Below are 20,950 nucleotides of genomic sequence, written 5' to 3' on the forward strand. Positions count from 1 at the left end.
AGTTTGTATATAATTGTTTTTTCTTTATTCATTCATTCATTAATTAGGCTACATTTTTATGAGTCACTTCCTTCCTTTCTCTCGCCCTGCGATTGGCGATGAAGAAATCAAAGCCGTTGAGGATGTACTGCGTTCAGGTTGGATTACAACAGGCCCTCAAAATCATCAATTAGAGCAAGATTTTTGTGAAAAATTTGGTAGCAAACATGCTATCGCAATTTGCTCTGCCACTGCGGGTATGCATGTTGTTTTAATGGCGATGGGAATTGGCGCTGGTGATGAAGTTATCACACCATCACAAACTTGGGTTTCGACGATAAACATCATTACATTACTTGGTGCAGAGCCAGTGATGATTGATGTTGACCGTGATACTTTGATGGTGAGTGCAGAAGATGTCAAAAAAGCGATTACACCTAGAACGAAAGCAATTATTCCGGTTCATTATGCGGGCGCACCTTGCGATCTTGATGCATTAAGAAAAGTGGCACAAGATGCAGGCATTCCTCTTATTGAAGATGCAGCGCATGCTATTGGTACTCGCTATAAAAATGAATGGATTGGAGAAAAAGGAACTTCCATTTTCTCTTTTCACGCAATTAAGAACGTAACTTGTGCAGAAGGTGGATTAGTTGTTACTGATAATGACGAATTAGCCAATAGAGTACGTTGCTTAAAATTCCACGGTTTAGGGGTAGACGCTTTTGATAGACAAATTCAAGGGCGTAAACCTCAAGCAGAAGTTGTAGAGCCTGGCTATAAATACAACTTATCTGATATTCATGCAGCGATTGCCGTGGTGCAATTAGGGCGTTTAGATGAAATGAATGCTAAACGTGCTGAGTTAGTTGCACTGTATCGTGAAAAACTCAAAGATTCTCCATTAGAAATGTTGAGTGTTCCTGAATATTCACATTTACATGCAAATCACCTATTTATGGTGAGAGTTGATAAAAATGCCTGTGGTATCGATCGTGATACCTTTATGGAGAAGTTGAAGCAAAAAGAGATTGGTACAGGGCTTCATTTCCGTGCAGCGCACACACAAAAATATTATCGTGAGCGCTATCCTTCTTTATCCCTTCCTCAATCAGAATGGAACTCTGCAACGTTATGCTCGCTGCCGCTGTTCCCTGATATGAATAATGAAGATGTTATTCGCGTTGTAGATGCGATCAATGAAATTCTTTCGGAGCATATTTAAGTGTCAACATTTGATGAAATCAAGAAAGTATCGGTTGTAATTCCCGTTTATAACGAGGAAGAGAGCCTTCCTCAGCTTTTAGAACGTACAATTAAAAGCTGTAAACAATTAAAGCAAGAATATGAACTGATCCTTGTTGATGATGGTAGTAGTGACAATTCAGCTAAGATGTTAGAAGAAGCGGCTGCAATTGAAGAAAATCACGTTATTGCAATTATTTTAAACCGTAATTATGGTCAACACTCCGCAATTATGGCCGGTTTTAATCAGGCTGATGGTGATTTAGTGATCACATTGGATGCTGATTTACAAAACCCACCTGAAGAGATCCCAAGACTTGTCGCGACTGCTGAAGAAGGGTATGACGTTGTCGGAACTCGTCGTCGTAACCGCCAAGATTCATGGTTTCGTAAAACCGCTTCAAAAATGATCAACTCAATGATCACTAAAGCAACAGGTCGCTCCATGGGAGACTACGGTTGTATGTTGCGTGCTTATCGTCGCCACATTGTTGAAGCGATGTTACAGTGTCACGAAAGAAGCACATTTATCCCTATTCTTGCGAACACATTCGCTCGTCGTACTATTGAAATTGATGTCGCACACGCAGAGCGTGAATATGGCGATTCAAAATACAGCTTTTTAAAGCTGATTAATTTGATGTATGACCTATTAACTTGTTTAACCACGGCACCATTACGTTTATTAAGTATCGTCGGCAGTGTGATTGCTGTATCGGGCTTTGTATTAGCCTTATTGCTGATTATTTTACGTATTATTTTCGGTGCAATGTGGGCAGCTGAAGGTGTATTCACACTTTTTGCAATCTTATTTATGTTTATCGGAGCGCAGTTCGTTGCAATGGGCTTATTAGGCGAGTATATAGGCCGAATTTATAATGATGTAAGAGCGCGTCCTCGGTATTTTATCCAAAAAGTGGTTGGAGTTAATAAACCCAACAAAGATCAGGAAAAAGACTAATGAAAGCAATAGTATTTGCCTATCACGATATTGGCTGTGTTGGTTTAAAAGCACTTGAAAAAGCAGGTTATGATATTCAGGCTGTATTTACCCACACTGACGATCCTAATGAAAATCATTTCTTCTCATCTGTTGCTCGTGTGAGTGCAGAAATGGGATTGACAGTATTTGCACCTGAAAATGTCAATCACCCATTGTGGATTGAACGTATCCGTGAAATGAAACCTGATGTCATTTTTTCTTTCTATTATCGTCACATGTTAAGTGATGAGATCCTGAATTTGGCACCTAAAGGCGCGTTTAATTTACATGGTTCTTTATTACCAAAATATCGTGGTCGCGCACCAATTAACTGGGCGATTGTGAACGGTGAAACAGAAACGGGTGTTACTCTGCATAAAATGACCGTGAAAGCGGATGCAGGTGATATCGTTGCTCAAGAAAAAGTGACCATTGCAGATAATGATACTTCTCTGATTTTACATGAAAAAATAAGAGAAGCCGCTGATAAGTTACTTTCTAGCACATTACCACATATTGCATCAGGTGATTATTCAACAACAGTACAAGATGAAAGCCAAGCAACTTACTTTGGCCGTCGTTGTGCTGATGATGGTTTAATCGACTGGAATGCAGATGCAAAAACAGTTCACAATTTAGTGCGTGCTGTTACAGAACCGTACCCGGGTGCATTCACTTTCTTAGGTGAACGTAAAATGATTATCTGGCGTTCACGCGCAGTTGCTGATAATCAAGGCAAACGCCCTGGTACTGTTATTTCAACAGAACCTTTAGTGATTGCGTGTGGGAAAGGTGCAATCGAAGTTGTTACTGGTCAAAGTGAAAATGGTCTTTATGTTCAAGGAAGTCGTTTAGCGACTGAAATGGGTATTGTGACTGATGTTCGCGTTGGACCGAAAGCGACTGCACAAGTTAAACGTCGCAAACGTGTTCTGATTTTAGGTGTGAATGGTTTTATTGGTAACCATTTAACTGAACGTTTATTGAAAGATGATAACTATGATATCTATGGTATGGATATCGGTTCTTCTGCAATTGAGCGCTTTATTGGTAATCCACGTTTCCACTTTATTGAAGGTGACGTGAGCATTCATACAGAATGGATTGAATACCACATTAAAAAATGTGACGTTATTCTGCCATTAGTGGCTATTGCAACGCCAATTGAATATACCCGTAATCCATTACGTGTATTCGAATTAGACTTTGAAGAAAACTTAAAAATTGTACGTTATTGCGTTAAATATAATAAGCGTATTATTTTCCCATCCACATCAGAAGTTTATGGTATGTGTGATGATAAAGAATTTGACGAAGATAATTCACGTCTGATTGTTGGTCCAATCAATAAACAACGTTGGATTTATTCTGTATCTAAACAGTTATTAGACAGAGTTATTTGGGCTTATGGCGCCAAAGAAGATCTGAAGTTTACGCTATTCCGTCCATTTAACTGGATGGGACCTCGTTTAGATAACTTAAATTCAGCGCGTATTGGTAGTTCTCGTGCAATCACACAATTAATTCTGAACTTAGTTGAAGGCTCACCAATTAAATTGGTTGATGGTGGCGAGCAAAAACGTTGTTTCACTGATATCAATGACGGTATTGAAGCCTTATTCCGTATTATTGAAAACCGTGATAACAAATGTGATGGTCAAATTATCAATATCGGTAATCCAACTAACGAAGCAAGTATTCGCGAATTAGCAGAAATGCTGTTAGATTGCTTTGAAAAACATGAGTTACGTGGCCATTTCCCTCCATTTGCCGGCTTCAAGAAAATTGAAAGTAGCAGTTACTATGGTAAAGGCTATCAAGATGTTGAACACCGTAAGCCAAGCATTAAAAACGCAGAGCGTTTATTGGATTGGAAACCAAGTATCGAAACTCGTCAAACAGTAGAAGAAACATTAGATTTCTTCTTACGTGGCGCAGTTGAAGAATTAGGCACTAAATAGGAATAAACAATGAAGAAAGTTGGTTTGAGAGTTGATGTGGATACTTATCAAGGAACGAAACAAGGTATTCCACAGCTGCTGGATGTATTTGCCAGACATAACATTCATGCCAGCTTCTTCTTTAGTGTGGGTCCAGATAATATGGGGCGTCATTTATGGCGCCTTTTAAAGCCCAAATTTTTATGGAAAATGCTGAGATCTAATGCTGCATCACTGTATGGCTTAGATATTTTATTAGCCGGAACAGCATGGCCAGGTAAAAAAATTGCTAAAAATTTAGGTTATTTGATGAAAGAAACCCAAGATGCAGGGCATGAAGTTGGATTGCATTCATGGGATCATCAAGGTTGGCAAGCAAAAGTCGGGCGCTGGTCAACAGAAGAATTAATGCAACAAGTTCGTTTAGGTGTTGAAGCACTGGAAAAAGCACTTGAAAACCCTGTAAAATGTTCGGCAGTTGCTGGATGGCGAGCAGATGAACGCGTATTAACAGTTAAAGAAACTTTTCAATTCGATTACAATAGCGATTGTCGAGGAACACATCCTTTCAGACCTATTTTAGAAAATGGTTCTATCGGTACGGTGCAAATTCCAGTAACATTACCAACTTATGATGAAGTCGTTGGTACAAAAGTTAAGGATGAAGATTTTAATCAATTTATTATTGATGAAATCAAAAAAGACAGGGGAATACCTGTTTATACTATCCATACTGAAGTTGAAGGAATGTCAAAAGCCGCTCAATTTGAGCAGTTACTGGCAATGATTGCAAATGAAGGCATCGAATTCTGCCCGTTAAGCGATTTATTACCACTAGATAAAGAAATGCTTCCGATGGGTAAAGTTGTTCGATCTGACTTTCCAGGTCGAGAAGGCTGGTTAGGGTGCCAACAAGAGGTCTAACGAAACTATGTTGAATAACCGGGCGAGTAAAATAGGGGCCATCCTCTTGGCTCTTTTTTTTGTTCTTACCTACTTATTTCCATTGAACAGCCGGTTATTATGGCAGCCAGATGAAACCCGTTATGCGGAAATTAGCCGTGAAATGGTGGTGAGCGGGAACTGGATTGTTCCTCATATGCTCGATATCCGCTATTTTGAGAAACCTGTTGCAGGTTATTGGATTAATAATGTTAGCCAATTAATTTTTGGTCACACCAATTTTGCTGTACGTTTTGGCTCTGTTATTTCTATTCTGTTAAGCACATTACTTGTCTATTTATTGGCAAGAATGATGTGGCGTAACCGCCAAGTCGCTTTTGTTTCTAGTTTAATCTATTTATCCATGTTCTTAGTGTTTAGCGTCGGTACGTACAGTGTATTAGATCCTATGTTGGCACTTTGGGTTACTGCGAGTATGGTTTGCTGTTTTTGGGCGCTTAAAGCGACCACAGTAAAAACACGAATATTAGCGTGGATAACATTAGGGCTTGCATGTGGTATGGCATTTATGACCAAAGGATTTTTAGCCTTAGCTATCCCGGTCATTGTTATGATCCCTATCACACTGTATCAAAAACAATTTATACAAATGTTGCTCTATGGCTTACTTGCGGTATTTAGTGCCGCATTAATTAGTTTGCCGTGGGCATTGGCTGTTGCTAAAGCAGAGCCAGATTATTGGCACTACTTCTTCTGGATTGAACATATTCAGCGTTTTTCGGGTGAAGATGCTCAACACAGCTCTCCATTTTGGTACTATATCCCAGTTGTCTTATTAGGTGTGATCCCTTGGCTTGGATTACTGCCGGGCGCATTAATGGACGCCTGGAAGAAAAGACGCAAACGCCCTGAATTATTCTTCCTATTATGCTGGTTTGTCGTTCCGTTCTTATTTTTTAGTATTGCGAAAGGTAAGCTACCGACATATATGCTGCCGTTTATGGCACCACTAGCAATGCTAATGGCGAAATATGGCGTAGATTGCGCACGCAAATTTAGAATGAAAGCGCTGCGTATAAATGGTTATATCAATATCTTTATTGGTGTTGCTGTTGTTATCGCTATTTTAGTTATTCAGCTTGTCTCTTCAAAACCTATTTATATGCCATATGAATGGTCTAAATGGGTATTAGCGATAGTCGCATTTTCATTATGGGGTATTATTGGTTATCTTTGCTCTACACTTAATGGAAAACACTGGTTATGGGCGGCGTCTTGTTCGCTAGGTGTTAGCTTATGTATTGGTCAAGCAATACCAAATAGCAGCGTAGATGGAAAATTACCTCAAGAATTTATTCGCCAAAATATCGAGACATTAAACGCAAGCAAATACATTGTGAGCAATAGCGTTGGTGTCGGTGCGGGATTAGCGTGGGAATTACAACGTAGCGATATTTACCTTTATGAAAGAACAGGCGAATTAACTTATGGTATTGAAGAGTATCCAGATTCTCAGCATAAATTAATTAAACCTGATAATTTTGCTCAGTGGTTAGAAGAAGCAAGAAAAGAAGGGAATGTTTCAGTTGTTATTACCTTTAAAGATCCTAAAAGATTAGCACAATTGCCAAGACCTGAAGAGCTAGTGACAAACCATCGAGTGGCTATTTTAACCTATGAGAAGCGTAATTAATGTCATTTGTTTTATTGCTGATCGTGAGTTTTTTGACCTGTATAGGGCAAGTATGTCAAAAACAAGCGGTGGTTAGCTGGCAAAGTGACTCTTTAACAAAAGTCAGAAAAACGATTTTCTGGCTTTTTGTTGCAATTGCTATGCTTGGTTTAGGCATGTTATTTTGGCTCCGATTATTACAGCTCCTTCCTCTAAGTATTGCTTATCCCATGTTAAGTATTAACTTTATTGTGGTGACATTAATTGGCCAGTTTGTTTATAAAGAACCGGTTAATGTGAAACATTGGATTGGGATCGCGTCAATTATGGTTGGTATTATATTGATGAGTATACAAGCATGAAAGGCTATCTATGGGCAATTGGAAGCGCACTATTAGTGACGGTGGCTCAATTGTTGCTAAAGTTTGGCATGTCTGAACTACCCGCTTTACAGCTAGAAAAACAGTGGTTTGATTTTTCATGGTTATGGGCCAATGTAATGCCACTTGCTATCGTGTTTGCTGGTCTTGTCGGTTATGTCCTTTCTATGGTTTGTTGGCTATTCACTTTACGTACCATTCCTTTAAATAAAGCCTATCCGCTGATCAGCTTGAGTTATGTGTTTGTTTATATTCTTGCAGTGATATTACCTTGGTTTCAAGAAACACCGTCATGGACAAAAACAGCGGGTGTTGCATTTATCATGATTGGAGTGTGGCTAATCAGTCAAAAAGCGAAAGATGCTCAAACACACTAACTTAATGATTGTAGAATTTATTTTTTAAATTCTGTTGTTAATTGTGCGATTTATGCTATCAATCATCACTCATTCATCTTCAATAACTTGTTTTTGCTTAAAAAAGCAGATAGATTTTAAAATCTATGATAACAATAATGGTGGATGCAATGAGAAAGTCTATTTTTTATCCTTTCTTACTCTGTATTATTCTGCTGGCTGGATGTTCATCTAGCCCGTCTAAACGTATTCCACCAGCGCCTCCTTTAAAAACACAACTTTCTGACCCTATCATGGTGATAGTGCAATTAAAATCGCAGCTTGAGCAATGGTATGGTACGCCATACAGCTATGGTGGAATGACGCCTTCTGGTATTGATTGTTCGGGCTTTGTGTATAAAACTTACAGTGATCGCTTTGATATAAAACTTCCTCGAATGACCATTGATCAAACCAAATATGGTACACAAATCAGTAAAAGTGATTTAATGCCAGGTGATTTGGTTTTCTTCAAAACCGGTGGTGGTGAAAATGGTCTTCATGTTGGTATTTATGATACTGATAATACATTTATCCACGCATCAACTAGCAAAGGGGTAACTCGCTCATCCCTTGATAATGTCTATTGGAAAAAAACATTCTGGCAAGCTCGCCGATTGTAGTTTCGTGCCATTTAACAGCCTAATATATTGAGAGTTATGTTATCTTATACCTTATTTTCTTCGTATAGGTATTCCTTATGTCAGGCAAATTGCGTCTGTTAATTTCAGAGTCTTATGATCCTTGGTTTAACCTTGCTGTTGAAGAGTGTATTTTTAGACAAATGCCCGCTGATCAACGCGTACTTTTTCTTTGGCGTAATGATAATACGGTAGTCATCGGTCGAGCGCAAAATCCATGGAAAGAGTGTAATACCCGTAAAATGGATGAAGATGGTGTGAAATTAGCACGCCGTTCAAGTGGTGGTGGCGCTGTTTTCCATGATCTTGGCAATACTTGTTTTACTTTTATGGCAGGAAAGCCAGAATATAATAAAACGATTTCAACTCAAATTATTCTTAATGGATTATTAAAAGCAGGCATTAATGCTACGGCATCAGGGCGTAACGATTTAGTCGTTCCCCAAGATGATGGTGAAAGAAAGGTTTCTGGATCAGCCTATAAAGAGACTAAAGATCGTGGTTTTCATCATGGTACATTATTAATAAATGCTAATTTATCTAGATTAGCTAATTACCTCAATCCCGATCCGAAAAAACTTCAAGCTAAAGGTATCACCTCTGTACGCTCCAGAGTGGCTAATTTGGTTGAGATCAAACCTAATATTACCCATGAAAAACTGTGTGAAACTATCACTGAAAGCTTTTTTGAATACTATGGTGAGCGAGTAGAAGCAGAGATTATTTCACCACAAAAATTACCTGATTTACCCGGTTTTGAAGAAACTTTCACTAAACAAAGTAGTTGGGAGTGGAATTTTGGACAAGCACCTGCATTTTCACATCTTTTAGATAATCGTTTTAAATGGGGGGGAGTAGAGCTGCATTTTGATATTGAGCGTGGCAACGTTATTAGAAGCCAAATATATACAGACAGTTTAGATCCTGCGCCATTAGAAGCATTATCAGAGATGTTGGTAGGGCAACGTTATACACCTGAGTCTCTAAAAGGGCTTATTGAGCAACTCATTCAGCGATATCCTAACAATAAAATAGAGCTTAACGAGCTTCAAGAATGGCTTATGACAGCGATAGCGTAATTTTTATCAACGTTAGAAAACGATAAACAATAAGCATAAAAACCAGCTAAAAAAGCTGGTTTTTTCATGAAGAATAACGTGATGCGAAATGGATCAGTGATTTTCACATGACATAAAGCAATGAGTATCTGGCATTTTGCCATTTTCTCTAAATTTAGCGGGTGTAGTATTGAAATGCTTTTTAAAGATGCGTGTAAATGTTGCTTGAGAGCTAAAGCCATACATTAAAGCGATATCTAAAATAGACATATCTTTTTCTTGTAATGATTTAGCTGCTTCTAATAAGCGACGTTTGCGAACATATTCGCCTAATGTGCAGCCTTTAAAGTCTTTAAAAATGCGTTGCAAGTGCCACTTAGAGTAACCACTTTTATTTGCAATCGTATCGATTTTTATACCTTCGTTACGTTGTAACTGGGTTTCTAACCATTTCAGAATATCATTAACGACATTTTCAGCCATAAAACCTCCCACAAAAATGGTGGGGACACAGTGCCCAAGTAAATAGAATAGTAACGTATGTTATTTATAACCTATTTTAAGCATGGGGAAAATAACAGGTAGGCAAAAAGTGCTTTTCGTGATTGATAATCATTATCACAACGATAGGTGAGGCTTATATAGTTTAAGTAAGGTTCAACTTGCTGAATCTTTCTGATTAAAAATGTTATTTTGTATGACTTTTAGTTTGTTGAATTTATTGATTTATTTTTTCAACTTAATAATACTGTTATACCTTTTATTTGTCGTTCTGTTATGCTTTTTTGTGCGAAACACAAGCTAATCATTGATTAAGGTGTATTTGAAAGTCAATTTATTTGACTAAACATTGAAAAATTAAAATAAGATTTACTAATCAATTGATGTGGTATTGCCTTCACCATTTTATTTTCACTTGATAAGTTTATTGATAATAAACTAACTAAGCCACCTTTTAGAAGGTAACGCTAAAAGGTGGCTTGGTAATAAAAATTTAGGTAGTGTTCTTTTTAAGGGCGTAGAAAAACTTGAGGATATAAATGTTCAGGATGAGTATTAATACTTACATCTGCGCCATACCATTTTTGTATATTTTCTGTTGTGAGTACGCTGTGTGGCATACCTTCACAAACTAACCTTCCTTGATGCAGTAATAAAATTCTATCAGCATAAAGAGACGCTAAATTAAGATCATGCAAAACACAACAAACCATAAGATTCTGTGTTTTTGCCAATTGTTTTAATAAACGTAAGCTGTGTTGCTGGTGGTAAAGATCAAGTGCGGAAGTTGGTTCATCAAGGAACAATACGGCTTCTTGTGGTGTAGGGTGCCATAATTGCGCTAGCACTCTAGCAAGTTGTACTCGTTGTTGTTCTCCACCCGATAATTGACGATAGTCTCTATCTTTAAATTTTAAACAATCTGTTTGGAGTAGTGCGGTTTCAATGGCCATTTTTTTATGTTGCTGTCCATGAGGTGTTCTTCCCATAGCAACGACTTCTTCGACTGAAAATGAAAATGAGAGCTGGCTATTTTGTCGCATAACGGCACGGTTTTGCGCTAATTGTTGGCTATTCCATTGAGAATATTTTTTTTGCTTAAAATAACATTGACCTTGTGTGGGTGTTGTATAGCCTGTTAGTAAGCGTAAGAGCGATGATTTTCCTGCGCCATTAGGACCAATAATGGCAACTAACTCCCCAGCATTCAGTGAAAGTGACACATCATCAATAATGGTCTTATTGCCAATTTGGTAAGTTAAATTATTTCCATAAAGTAATGGTGTGTTTTGTTTTTCAATCATGACATTCTTCCTGCGGGTTGTCGTAAGATCAGCCAAAGGAAATAAGGGCCACCAATTAATCCTGTAATCAGCCCCACAGGGATTTCTGCTGGAGATACTAGTGTTCGTGATAATGTGTCAGCAGCGAGTAATAGTGTTGCACCACCTAAAATAGTGGCAGGTAATAGCCATACATGGTTACTACCAATACGCATACGAATAAGGTGTGGAACGACAAGCCCAATAAATCCAATAACACCACTCAGTGCGACAGCACAGCCAATTAAAATGGCGCTAAGAAGTAACAGAATAAACTTGGTTCTTCTTACATTTAGCCCTAAGTAATGCGCTTCTTCATCACCAAGTTGTAATAGGTTTAATTTATGGCTTTGCCAACATGCCAAAATGCTGACAGGAATGATCACAAGGGTTGCAATGGATAAAGTTTTCCAGTCAATTTGGCTTAATGAACCCATCATCCAAAGTGAGAATTGACGTAGCTGTTGGTCGGTACTGATGTAACTTAATACACCAATAAAAGACATGCATAGCGCATTGATAGCAATACCAGCAAGCAATAACCGCGCTAAATTACCATCACTCAATTGATGCAATGAGAAGATAATCATTGCCACAATTAAACCGCCAACAAAGGCGGCAACAATATGGCTGTAGAATGCAAAAGCTGGCGAAAAAGAGAACGGTAAAATAATTACAATGGCAACCATAAGTGCCGCACCGCTACTAATACCAAGTAAACCAGGATCAGCTAATGAGTTTCTAAATAATCCCTGCATTATTGCGCCTGATATTGCTAACGCGCCCCCAACAAGAATAGCCAATAATACGCGAGGTAAACGGATATCAAGCCAAATTTGCCATTCCATATCATCAAAAGAACTATTCCATAGTGTATGAAACGAAAGGGCTAATGCACCGCTATTCACAGAAATTAATGTAACAGTGGTGAGTAAAAAGAGTAAAACTAAAATACTCATCCACGGTGAACGAAAACGAGACATTATTGCTCCAATGCTTGACGAATTTGATGCATGACTTCTGGTGTTGAAAGGGTAAAGCCTAATAATCCCATGTCATCAACAACAACATAATGCTTGTTTTTACCCGCTGGTGTGTATTTTATGCCGGGTAGTTCCCATAGTTTTTCAATTCCGCCAATGCCTTTAATACCTTCTTTAGTTACTAGTAAAATATCAGGTTGGCTTGCAATCACACCTTCTTGAGAAAGTGGACGATAGCTTGTAAACCCTTGCATGGCATTTTTACCACCCACCAGTGAAATAATGGTATCTGCAGCTGTATTTTGACCCGCTGCCATTGGAACAACACCACCATGACTCATGATATAAATGACTTTTTTATCGATAGGAGTGGTTGAAATTTGTTTGATAGAGAGGGCGAGCTTCTCTTTTAGTTGATGACCTTCTTGTTCTTTATTTAAAACGGTTGCGATGGTGTCTATTTTTTCATTAATGGCTTCTAATGAATGTGTACCAGTAATCGTTTTAACAGCAACTCCAGCTTCTTTAATACGACGTAATGCTAAAGAAGGGCGAGCGAGTTCACTGGTAATGATCAATGTTGGTTTGACAGATAAGATCCCTTCTGGGTTTAGCATTCGCATATAACCCACATCAGGAAGTGTTTTCACTTGTTCAGGAACTAAACTGGTGCTGTCTCTTGCAATAACTTGCTCACCTGCACCTAATGCGAAAACAATTTCTGTAATATCGCCACCAATAGTAACGATACGCTCATTGGCCAAAGTGATGGACGATATGACGCTACACAGGATCAAAAGAAGCCATTTTTTCATTAAATCATTCTCCGATTAGGCGATTTTAGTGAGGGTATTCACTTGTTCACGCCACTGTAGTTGCTCAGCAGTACCTTCAGTGCGTTGTCCATAGAGTTGAGCAATTTGCTGTCCCTTGTTATCAAAGATTTCAAGACTGGTAACAAAACCATCTTGAGTTGGTTTACGTGTTACCCAACTTTCTGCAATTTCACTTTCAATTAAATGAAGTGTAAAAGCAGGATTGAAAACGTTGATCCAAATTTGCTCGCTATTTTCAAATTGATGCGGTACTAGACGATCAATTTGACCTGTGAAAATTTGTACACAACCACGGCTACCGACAAATATCATGATCTCATTTTGCGCTTCTTTAGCTAGCTCTAATAAGGTTTTCAGCGCGTTGTTATCAACTTGATAAGCAAGATCATCAGGAACCGCTTTGAATGCTTGTTGACGACTTAAGTTGTTTTCTTTTAGTAATTTGAAGAATTGGTGAACGTCAGTCATTGAACGCCATTGTTGTTCAAGTTGTTCCGCTAATTCATTACTAACAGGCGTGTTTGAGTATGGTTCAACAGGAGTGATATCAAGAGCAGGATTTTCTTCAGATAAGAATGACTGAATAAGTGCATTCCATTCATCCATATTCGTGTTATCTGTCGCATAGACTTTATGTAATGCATCACCATGCATATCAAAGAATTGAATGCTATAACGCGTTCCTTTTGCTGTTTCTTCGGTAAGTGCAAAAATACTTGACCAATAAGCGAAGAAGAAGCGTAAATCCATAGCACGCGGATTTAAGATTAAACCTGCGTGATCGTTAAAACGGGCATTTGTGTATTCACCAAGGTGTTCATGAACTGCAATATCATTACGAGTAATTGCTTTGACTTCACCTACTTTACTTAATGCTTTTAATAATTCTTGTACATCATTACGTAGACGCTTTGCATCGTGCCCTACACGGGCATGAGTGAGTTCGGCTTCACTGACATTTAAGTAAGTTGCGAGATCTCGCGCGAACGATGCTTTTTTGTCCGCTTTAGCTTGCAGGTAGCTCTCATAAAGAGGTTTATTCACAGAAACTCCTATTATATCGTTGATTTTATTGTTAATTACCACTGATAACTCACAAGTACTTTTGCATTTCGGCCTTCTTGAGGAATACCTGCAGAAGAGTAATACGTTTTATCAAATGCGTTACCCAGTACAAATGAGGTTGTTAGCCCCTTTAATGAGGCATTACCTTCATAACGAAGGTAAAAATCATTAACGCCATAACCTGATTGTTGGCGATTGGTTGGACGATTAAAACGGTCATGCTTGGTAAAGTCCGTTTTTTTGGTAAATTGACCGACCCAACCCACAGAAAAATCGGTACTCGGTACAGGAATATCAAAGCGACTGGTTAATGTGTCTGGCTCAATTGAGGTAATTGAGGCGTTAGTCGCATTATCTTTCCCTTTGGTATGGTTGTAGGCTAAATCCCAATTGAAGAATTTCGATTGGTAACTCATAGAAACATCCCATCCCCAAATAGTTGCTCTTGGAATATTTGTTGATTGTGTATATCCCTGAAAAATAGCAACATCTGCATCAATATAATCTTTTGCGCGAGTATTGAAATGGGCAGCTTTAATTTTCAGATTATCATTATTAGATAATAAGTCGTCGAATTGAAAACCTAACCCATATTCAGTAGTTGAATTGGTTTCAGGCTTTAAATTAGGGTTTGGACGCCAATAGTTTGTTGGCGCGCCAGGAAAAGGTGCATCAAAATGTTTTGCATCGTTATACATCTCACCTAAAGTTGGCGCTCTAAATGCTTGTGAGTAAGAGGTATACAGCATTGACCAGTCAGTTGGTGTGATACTGATTGCCCCTTTTGATGACCATTTATCCGCAGTAATGTCATCATAACGATCGTTTTGGCTCTTATATTTGTCAAAACGTGTTCCTAAAATTAGGGAGACAGGTAAATCACGTAAAGTGACTTCATCTTGTACCCAACCGGACATAAAACGGATATCGGCTTGTGGGAAGCTTTCTGCATTTTGGCTTGGTGATTGTTTTTGTTTATAAACCTCGCCACCATAAGTCAATCCATGTGATGCAAAGCTGTACGTACCCACCTGTGAGCGGTTTTCGAGTTTTACGCCATAGGTTTTTTGCTCTCGACCTTCAAATCCTTTTTGTACCGTTTTGGCATTGATATCAACTTCACTGTAATAAGCCTGTGTTTTCAAATTAATCCATTGTGAATCTGAAGGATCAAATTGATAGGTTAACTGAACATCTTTTTGTGTCGTGGTGCGATCAGTTTCTACATTAGCAAGTGTAGGATTTGAGGGAACTTGAGGATTTTTAGGTTGATTTGTATTGTTATGGTAATAGCGGAATTGTCCACTTAATGTGTTGCTATCATCAATTAACCAGCGTCCTTTAGAAAGGAGATTAATAATGGTTTCGTCATTTTGAGCGCGATAACCACCACCATAGCGGGTATCACCTTTATCACGGGCTGAGAATGCGACGAGTCCATCAAGGTTATCGTGTCGGCCAAAAGCCGTAACACCCAAACCTTGACTATGCTGGGCGGTATTACCAAGACCAGTAACTCGAACACCGCCTTTTTCGTGTTTTGAAAGCAAGTCGCTTGCATCAACCGTATCGTAAGCGATAACACCACCAAGGGCGCCGCTACCATATAACAGAGCAGAAGGACCACGAATCACTTCAACTTGTTTTATAAGTAGAGGATCAACAAAAATACTGTCGATATGACCGGTGTCTGTTCCTTGGCGAACGCCATCTACAAGTGTCAATATTCCATTCTTACTGTATCCACGCATACTGATGGTTTCGCCATTGGTACGACCTGCACCTGAAATTGAAATTCCCGGTACATGACGAAGTAATTCAGAAGCGCTTCCTGCGGTTTCTGACAACGCATTGTTATTTTTTATAACCGTTGACATCATCGGTAATGTAAAGCTATCACGCTCATTACCTGTCGCATAAACTGTAAGCACTTCTGTTTGTTTCTTCTCATTAGTTTGGGTCTTTTCTTGTGCAGAGGCACAAGCAGAAGAAACTGCAATTGCCAGTAAACTGAATTTAATCAATAGGGATGACTGAGACATGCAGATGGATCTCCGTTATTTAATGGGCTGTTAAATACAGCCCTTTGTTATGTAAATTATTGCTCCTCATCTACCAGCGATAACTGATGGACATTTTGATATTTCGACCTTCTTGTGGCACACCTAATGCTGAGAAATATTCTCGATTAAACGCATTGGTGAGCGCTAACGCGGCTTGAATATCTTTATTGTTTTGAGATTGATAACTGATTGAAAAATCATGAATACCATAGCCTGGATATTGAGTAATAAGCTCTTGCATTCGATTTGTGGTTTTACCTTTCACATGAGGCGCTTGTCCGCGATGTGTGCCTTTATTCGCGGTAGTACCAGCGAATTTTCCTGACCACCCTAATGAGAATGGGGTTTTAGCGACAGGAAGTTGAATAAAGGTCGTCAGTATTTCAGGGCGAACCGGCGAAATGGTTTCATGTGTGGTTAACTCTAGGGTATGAGTACGGTTATAACTTAAGCCTAGAGAAATTAATGGGTGTGAATAACGCAGACTAAGATCAATACCTTCAATCATTGCGTTGGGAATATTAAATGCTTGGAGATTTAATTTACCCGCAAATGAACTTGAATGCCACGGACCATAAGTAATGTAATCCTTTGATTTAGTATCAAAATAAGCGGCTTTTAAAATGAGTTTATCTTGTTGTGATAAAAGCTGTTTAAATGAGAAATCAGCGCCATATTCCCAAGTGCTATTTCTTTCAGGTTTTAAGTTTGGATTAGGCACCCAATGCGCATTAAAAAAACCCGCTTTAAAATGGAATGAATCATTAAACATTTCATTTAAAGTTGGCGCGCGAAACGTAGTTGAATAGGTAGAATAAAGTTGTAACCAACGTGTTGGTGTGAAGGCTAACGTGATATTTTCAGTGGTTCCTCGATAACTCGATGTATGTTTTTCTGCTTGTAATGTTTTAGCCGAAAATTTAGTGAAGAAAGGATCAAGCCCTTCACCAGGTATATTTTTGTAATAGTGATAACGTATACCTGTTGTGAGTGTGAGAGGGAGTGATGGTGTACTGAGAGAGCTTTGCAACCAACCTGCGATATAATTCATTTTCGCTAAAGGAAAGTTTTTTGCTTCTTCATTTGATTGCATTTTCTGCTGATAAGCTTCTGTTCCAATAATCACAGATTGATTGAATGTATCAAACCAATTGATACTGGCATTATCTTCAAATTTAAGCCCGTAAGTTGATTGTGTACGTGCTTCGTATTTACCTATTTTACCTTGGATATTTTTTTTTAAATCTGACGTTGTTAATTTAGTATCCGTTAAAAACGTTTGGTTAATATCAAACTGTGAATAGTAAAGATAAGTGGTTAAATCTAACCATGAGTTTGTATCAGAAACATAATGGTGAGTGAACGCATAATTTTTTTGCTGAGTGTCGCGCTGCATCTGGTTACTTTCATTCTTGCCAAAGCCGCCCATTCGATGCAAAACTTCTCGTTGTTCACCTGAATTATCATAATGGCGAGCTGAAATAATAAGCGTTTGATTTTCAGTTGGGTAAAAATAGGCTTTTGCAAAGAAATTTTTAATATGCTCGTGATTTTCTAATTTATCACCATTAGCAAGACGAATAGGACCACGTTGACGTTGGCTATACGCAAATAAACCTTCTGCAATATCGTGTCTTGCTGCAATCATGCCACCATAAGAAAAATGGCGATCTGCTGATGAAACTGAGCTAAATAGTTTTGCGCCTAATTTTTTATCCGTACCTAATATGGAGCGAGGATCAAGAGTATTAAACGCGACAACGCCTCCCATAGCACCTGCACCATGCAAAGTGGATGCGGAGCCATGTTTTACATCAACACGTCTAATTAAAGAGGGATCAAGAAAGATACCACCTAAATTATTTATGGTGTTCTCTAGTGGTTGATGAATACCATCAACGAGGATCTTGATACCTTTTTGGTCGTATCCTCGCATTAAAATATTCGTGCCATTTGTGATACCGGTTCCTGATAACGTCACACCAGCAACATCTTTTAATATTTCACCAGTAGTTGATGCGGTTTGTGTTTTAGCCGAAGAAGTATCAATAACAGAGTGAAAGTCTGAGGATCGATCGTCGTTATAGCCAATAACAGTAAGAGAGTCCGTTCCTGTATTTTCAGAGTGTGCAGAGGCAATAGGGGAATACAACAGACAAAGTGCTGTTGCTATACCTGAATATTTGAAATGTTTCTTCAGCATACACATACCATAAATATCCATAAAAAGTCCTTGTATATGGAGTTATTTAGCTGGCTGCCTAGCTGAGTCGATAGGTGGCTTGCACGTTATTGTCAAAAAAAATTATTTAGTCAGGATAAGTTTTCCTGCTTTAGTTTGGCGTAGTTGGTACAACTCTCCGTTATGTTGAATGTAAACCATGCCATCTTTACCTAATAACTCAATACTATTAATCGATTGAATTATTGAAGAATGAGAATTTTGTTTGGTTAAAGAATTATCCAAATTATTAGCTTTTTTATTCATAATACACTAAGAGTAATAAGCGTTATCATTATGATAATCATTATCGTTAACAAAAGTGTTTAGACAAGCTTTTTTTAACGTAAATAAGTAAATTTAAGTCATATTGTGAGTAATAAAGAGGTAGGTGATGAAATTTAAAACAATGGAATAAAATAGGCTGATATTTTACCTGAATATAAAGTCAGAAAGAGGGAGGATCAGGAGGAACATAATGAATGTAAAAGATAAAAGGGGATAAGGATTATCCCCTTAAAAACAAGACTATTGAAATCGACTCTCAACAGCTTGTGCTAATAACTCAAGAAGTTGTTCTGTGTCATTCCAGCTTAAACAAGGATCAGTGATTGATTGCCCATAATTAAGAGGTTTATTTTGCACAACTTTTTGGGAGCCTTCTTGTAAAAAGCTTTCAGCCATCACGCCAACAATTGCTTGTGAGCCATCTTTAATTTGTTGACCAACATTTCTGGCTACTTCTAATTGACGACGATGAATTTTTTCACAGTTGCCATGGCTAAAATCGATAATAAGATGCTCTGGTAAATCTACTTGTTTTAGCGCATCAACCGCGTCAGCAATATCGCTTGCGTGATAATTAGGTTTTTTACCTCCGCGCAGAATAATATGACCATACGGATTACCACTGGTTTGGTAAATTGTCATACGGCCATTTTTATCTGGCGATAAGAAGGTGTGACCAACACGAGAAGCACGAATAGCATCAATCGCAATGCGGGTATTACCATCAGTGCCATTTTTAAAACCAACAGGGCAAGAAAGCGCAGAAGCCATTTCACGATGAACTTGGCTTTCAGTCGTTCTAGCACCAATGGCACCCCAACTAATTAAATCTGCAATATATTGGCCTGTGACCATATCGAGAAATTCAGTTGCAGTGGGTAAACCTAATGCATTTATTTCAATTAATAGCTTTCTTGCAAGACGAATACCTTCGTTGACGTTGCAAGAGTTATCAAGGTAAGGATCAGAGATTAAACCTTTCCAACCAATGACCGTACGTGGCTTTTCAAAGTAGGTTCTCATGACGATTTCTAAGCGGTCATGATAACGTTCTTTTAGCTGATTAAGCTTAGTGGCGTACTCTTTGGCTGCTTTAGGATCATGAATAGAGCAAGGCCCTACAATCACTAAAAGTCGTTGGTCTTCTCCGGTAAGGATTGCTTCAATTCGTTTACGTGCTGATGTGATATTTTGGGTTATCTCATCAGAAATGGGGAACTCTTTTGCTAAGGTTTCTGGTGTTACCAGACTATCTAGCACCTTAGTCCGTAGTTCGTCTGTCTTTAACATAATTCATCTCAATAAATATACAGGGTAAGTCTACCCAGTGATTAAGATCACAATAAACGAAATTCAGCTAATTTCAACAGCCTTCTCAGTGAAAACCGAATAAAAAAATGACAAAAATGCGTTAGAACATTCTTCTTGCTAATCCCATAGAATCAATCACCTTGGTTGAAATTTCTTCAACAGAATAGTTGGTGGTGTTGAGATAAGGAATGTTGTTCTTTCTAAAGAGTGCTTCAACTTCTGATAATTCAATTCTACATTGACGAATAGAGGCATAACGGCTGTTTTCACGACGTTCACCACGAATAGCGGCTAAGCGTTCTGGTGCAATGGTTAAACCAAACAATTTATGCTGGTATTCTTTTAATTCAGCAGGCAGTTTTAAGAAATCCATATCATCTGCGGTGAAAGGATAGTTGGCTGCCTGAATACCAAATTGCATTGCTAAATAGAGGCTGGTGGGTGTTTTTCCGCAACGAGAAACACCAATTAAGATCACTTGTGCTTGGTCGAGATTACGTAATGATATGCCATCATCATGGGAAAGGGTGTATTCGATGGCGGCAATACGAGCATCGTATTTACTAAGATTTTTTTCAGTCAATCCATGGGTTTTATTTAATTTTGGCGATGCCTTGATCCCCATTTCTTTTTCTAGTGGTAATACGAGAGACTGGACAATATCCTGACAAAAACCCTCACTGCTATTTATTATCTGTTTAACTTCAGGGCTGATAATAGAATAAAAAACCAGGGGTTTCGCGCCACTCTTTTTATAAATTTCAGAGATTTTCTGTTTTATTTCTTCAGCTCTTTCTACAGTAGACACAAAAGGTAATGTATAACTTTTCATTTTTAATGGAAATTGAGAAAGCACCGCATGACCTAATACCTCTGCCGTAATCGCTGTGCCATCAGAGATAAAAAAGACTGTCCTATCAATGGGTTCATTATTATCACAATTAATAGAATTCAAGCTTAATATCATAACACTCACCTTTTTTTAGCTGAATTAGCAAATCAAACAATATTATCTATAGCATTTTTAGCGATTATAAAGGATAAAAAAATAAAGTTTTCTGGTTGATCGATTCACCTTTCTATATTCAGCATAACATTGTGATACGCTTATTTACGTTGTCGTTTTGACAGCGGGTTTTTCTTTTTTTCTCTCTCTCATAATTGT

The 20,950-nt window shown here is 38.2% G+C and carries 19 protein-coding genes; 9 read left to right on the top strand and 10 right to left on the bottom strand.

Features of this window, described 5'->3' with window-relative positions; translation table 11 throughout:
- Positions 1 to 58: 58 nt before the first annotated feature.
- From arnB to BTA34_RS06510, 9 genes are all read left to right on the top strand, one after another.
- Complete coding sequence (arnB, locus tag BTA34_RS06470) at positions 59 to 1,204, top strand: UDP-4-amino-4-deoxy-L-arabinose aminotransferase (RefSeq protein ID WP_151434945.1); 1,146 nt, start codon at positions 59 to 61, stop codon at positions 1,202 to 1,204.
- Positions 1,205 to 2,185, top strand: a complete 981-nt coding sequence (gene arnC, locus BTA34_RS06475) for an undecaprenyl-phosphate 4-deoxy-4-formamido-L-arabinose transferase (RefSeq protein ID WP_151434946.1) — start codon at positions 1,205 to 1,207, stop codon at positions 2,183 to 2,185.
- A complete protein-coding gene (arnA, locus tag BTA34_RS06480) occupies positions 2,185 to 4,167 on the top strand; it encodes a bifunctional UDP-4-amino-4-deoxy-L-arabinose formyltransferase/UDP-glucuronic acid oxidase ArnA (RefSeq protein ID WP_151434947.1) in 1,983 nt (660 codons plus the stop codon). The genes arnC and arnA overlap by 1 nt, the downstream gene beginning before the upstream one ends.
- Before the next feature lie 9 nt (positions 4,168 to 4,176).
- Complete coding sequence (gene arnD / locus BTA34_RS06485; protein WP_151434948.1) at positions 4,177 to 5,070, top strand: 4-deoxy-4-formamido-L-arabinose-phosphoundecaprenol deformylase; 894 nt, start codon at positions 4,177 to 4,179, stop codon at positions 5,068 to 5,070.
- Positions 5,071 to 5,077: 7 nt separating this feature from the next.
- Positions 5,078 to 6,742: a lipid IV(A) 4-amino-4-deoxy-L-arabinosyltransferase gene (gene arnT, locus BTA34_RS06490; protein ID WP_151434949.1), complete on the top strand. Its 1,665-nt coding sequence runs from the start codon at positions 5,078 to 5,080 to the stop codon at positions 6,740 to 6,742.
- Complete coding sequence (gene arnE, locus BTA34_RS06495; RefSeq protein ID WP_151434950.1) at positions 6,742 to 7,083, top strand: 4-amino-4-deoxy-L-arabinose-phosphoundecaprenol flippase subunit ArnE; 342 nt, start codon at positions 6,742 to 6,744, stop codon at positions 7,081 to 7,083. Before arnT ends, arnE begins: the two co-directional genes overlap by 1 nt.
- On the top strand, positions 7,080 to 7,478 hold the full coding sequence (arnF, locus tag BTA34_RS06500) for a 4-amino-4-deoxy-L-arabinose-phosphoundecaprenol flippase subunit ArnF (protein WP_151434951.1): 399 nt from the start codon (positions 7,080 to 7,082) through the stop codon (positions 7,476 to 7,478). The genes arnE and arnF overlap by 4 nt, the downstream gene beginning before the upstream one ends.
- Before the next feature lie 149 nt (positions 7,479 to 7,627).
- Positions 7,628 to 8,119, top strand: coding sequence for a C40 family peptidase (locus BTA34_RS06505; RefSeq protein ID WP_109397694.1), 492 nt, complete (start codon positions 7,628 to 7,630; stop codon positions 8,117 to 8,119).
- Positions 8,120 to 8,196: 77 nt separating this feature from the next.
- Positions 8,197 to 9,216, top strand: coding sequence for a lipoate--protein ligase A (locus tag BTA34_RS06510; RefSeq protein WP_151434952.1), 1,020 nt, complete (start codon positions 8,197 to 8,199; stop codon positions 9,214 to 9,216).
- Between the two features lie 93 nt (positions 9,217 to 9,309).
- Here BTA34_RS06510 and BTA34_RS06515 read toward each other — a convergent pair whose 3' ends face one another.
- The 10 genes from BTA34_RS06515 to BTA34_RS06560 all read right to left on the bottom strand — a co-directional run bounded on the left by BTA34_RS06515 (position 9,310) and on the right by BTA34_RS06560 (position 20,752).
- A complete protein-coding gene (locus tag BTA34_RS06515; RefSeq protein WP_069369334.1) occupies positions 9,310 to 9,678 on the bottom strand; it encodes a helix-turn-helix domain-containing protein in 369 nt (122 codons plus the stop codon).
- Positions 9,679 to 10,205: 527 nt separating this feature from the next.
- On the bottom strand, positions 10,206 to 11,000 hold the full coding sequence (locus BTA34_RS06520) for a heme ABC transporter ATP-binding protein (RefSeq protein ID WP_151434953.1): 795 nt from the start codon (positions 10,998 to 11,000) through the stop codon (positions 10,206 to 10,208).
- Positions 10,997 to 12,001 carry a FecCD family ABC transporter permease gene (locus tag BTA34_RS06525; protein WP_098943120.1) on the bottom strand — a complete coding sequence of 335 codons (1,005 nt, stop codon included), beginning with the start codon at positions 11,999 to 12,001 and terminating at the stop codon, positions 10,997 to 10,999. The genes BTA34_RS06520 and BTA34_RS06525 overlap by 4 nt, the downstream gene beginning before the upstream one ends.
- A complete protein-coding gene (locus tag BTA34_RS06530) occupies positions 12,001 to 12,816 on the bottom strand; it encodes a heme/hemin ABC transporter substrate-binding protein (protein ID WP_151434954.1) in 816 nt (271 codons plus the stop codon). Before BTA34_RS06530 ends, BTA34_RS06525 begins: the two co-directional genes overlap by 1 nt.
- Positions 12,817 to 12,831: 15 nt before the next feature.
- Positions 12,832 to 13,881, bottom strand: a complete 1,050-nt coding sequence (locus BTA34_RS06535) for a hemin-degrading factor (protein ID WP_151434955.1) — start codon at positions 13,879 to 13,881, stop codon at positions 12,832 to 12,834.
- 35 nt (positions 13,882 to 13,916) lie between these two features.
- Positions 13,917 to 15,944: a TonB-dependent hemoglobin/transferrin/lactoferrin family receptor gene (locus tag BTA34_RS06540; RefSeq protein WP_151434956.1), complete on the bottom strand. Its 2,028-nt coding sequence runs from the start codon at positions 15,942 to 15,944 to the stop codon at positions 13,917 to 13,919.
- A gap of 70 nt (positions 15,945 to 16,014) precedes the next feature.
- On the bottom strand, positions 16,015 to 18,189 hold the full coding sequence (locus BTA34_RS06545) for a TonB-dependent receptor domain-containing protein (RefSeq protein WP_151434957.1): 2,175 nt from the start codon (positions 18,187 to 18,189) through the stop codon (positions 16,015 to 16,017).
- An 81-nt stretch (positions 18,190 to 18,270) separates the two neighbouring features.
- Positions 18,271 to 18,453 carry a hemin uptake protein HemP gene (hemP, locus tag BTA34_RS06550; protein WP_151434958.1) on the bottom strand — a complete coding sequence of 61 codons (183 nt, stop codon included), beginning with the start codon at positions 18,451 to 18,453 and terminating at the stop codon, positions 18,271 to 18,273.
- 261 nt (positions 18,454 to 18,714) lie between these two features.
- On the bottom strand, positions 18,715 to 19,764 hold the full coding sequence (locus BTA34_RS06555) for a 3-deoxy-7-phosphoheptulonate synthase (RefSeq protein ID WP_151434959.1): 1,050 nt from the start codon (positions 19,762 to 19,764) through the stop codon (positions 18,715 to 18,717).
- A 121-nt stretch (positions 19,765 to 19,885) separates the two neighbouring features.
- Positions 19,886 to 20,752, bottom strand: coding sequence for a pyruvate, water dikinase regulatory protein (locus BTA34_RS06560; RefSeq protein ID WP_151434960.1), 867 nt, complete (start codon positions 20,750 to 20,752; stop codon positions 19,886 to 19,888).
- Positions 20,753 to 20,950: the final 198 nt, after the last annotated feature.

Origin of the sequence: Proteus sp. CD3, from assembly GCF_008808075.1 — a bacterium.
Taxonomy (GTDB): Bacteria; Pseudomonadota; Gammaproteobacteria; order Enterobacterales; family Enterobacteriaceae; genus Proteus; species Proteus appendicitidis.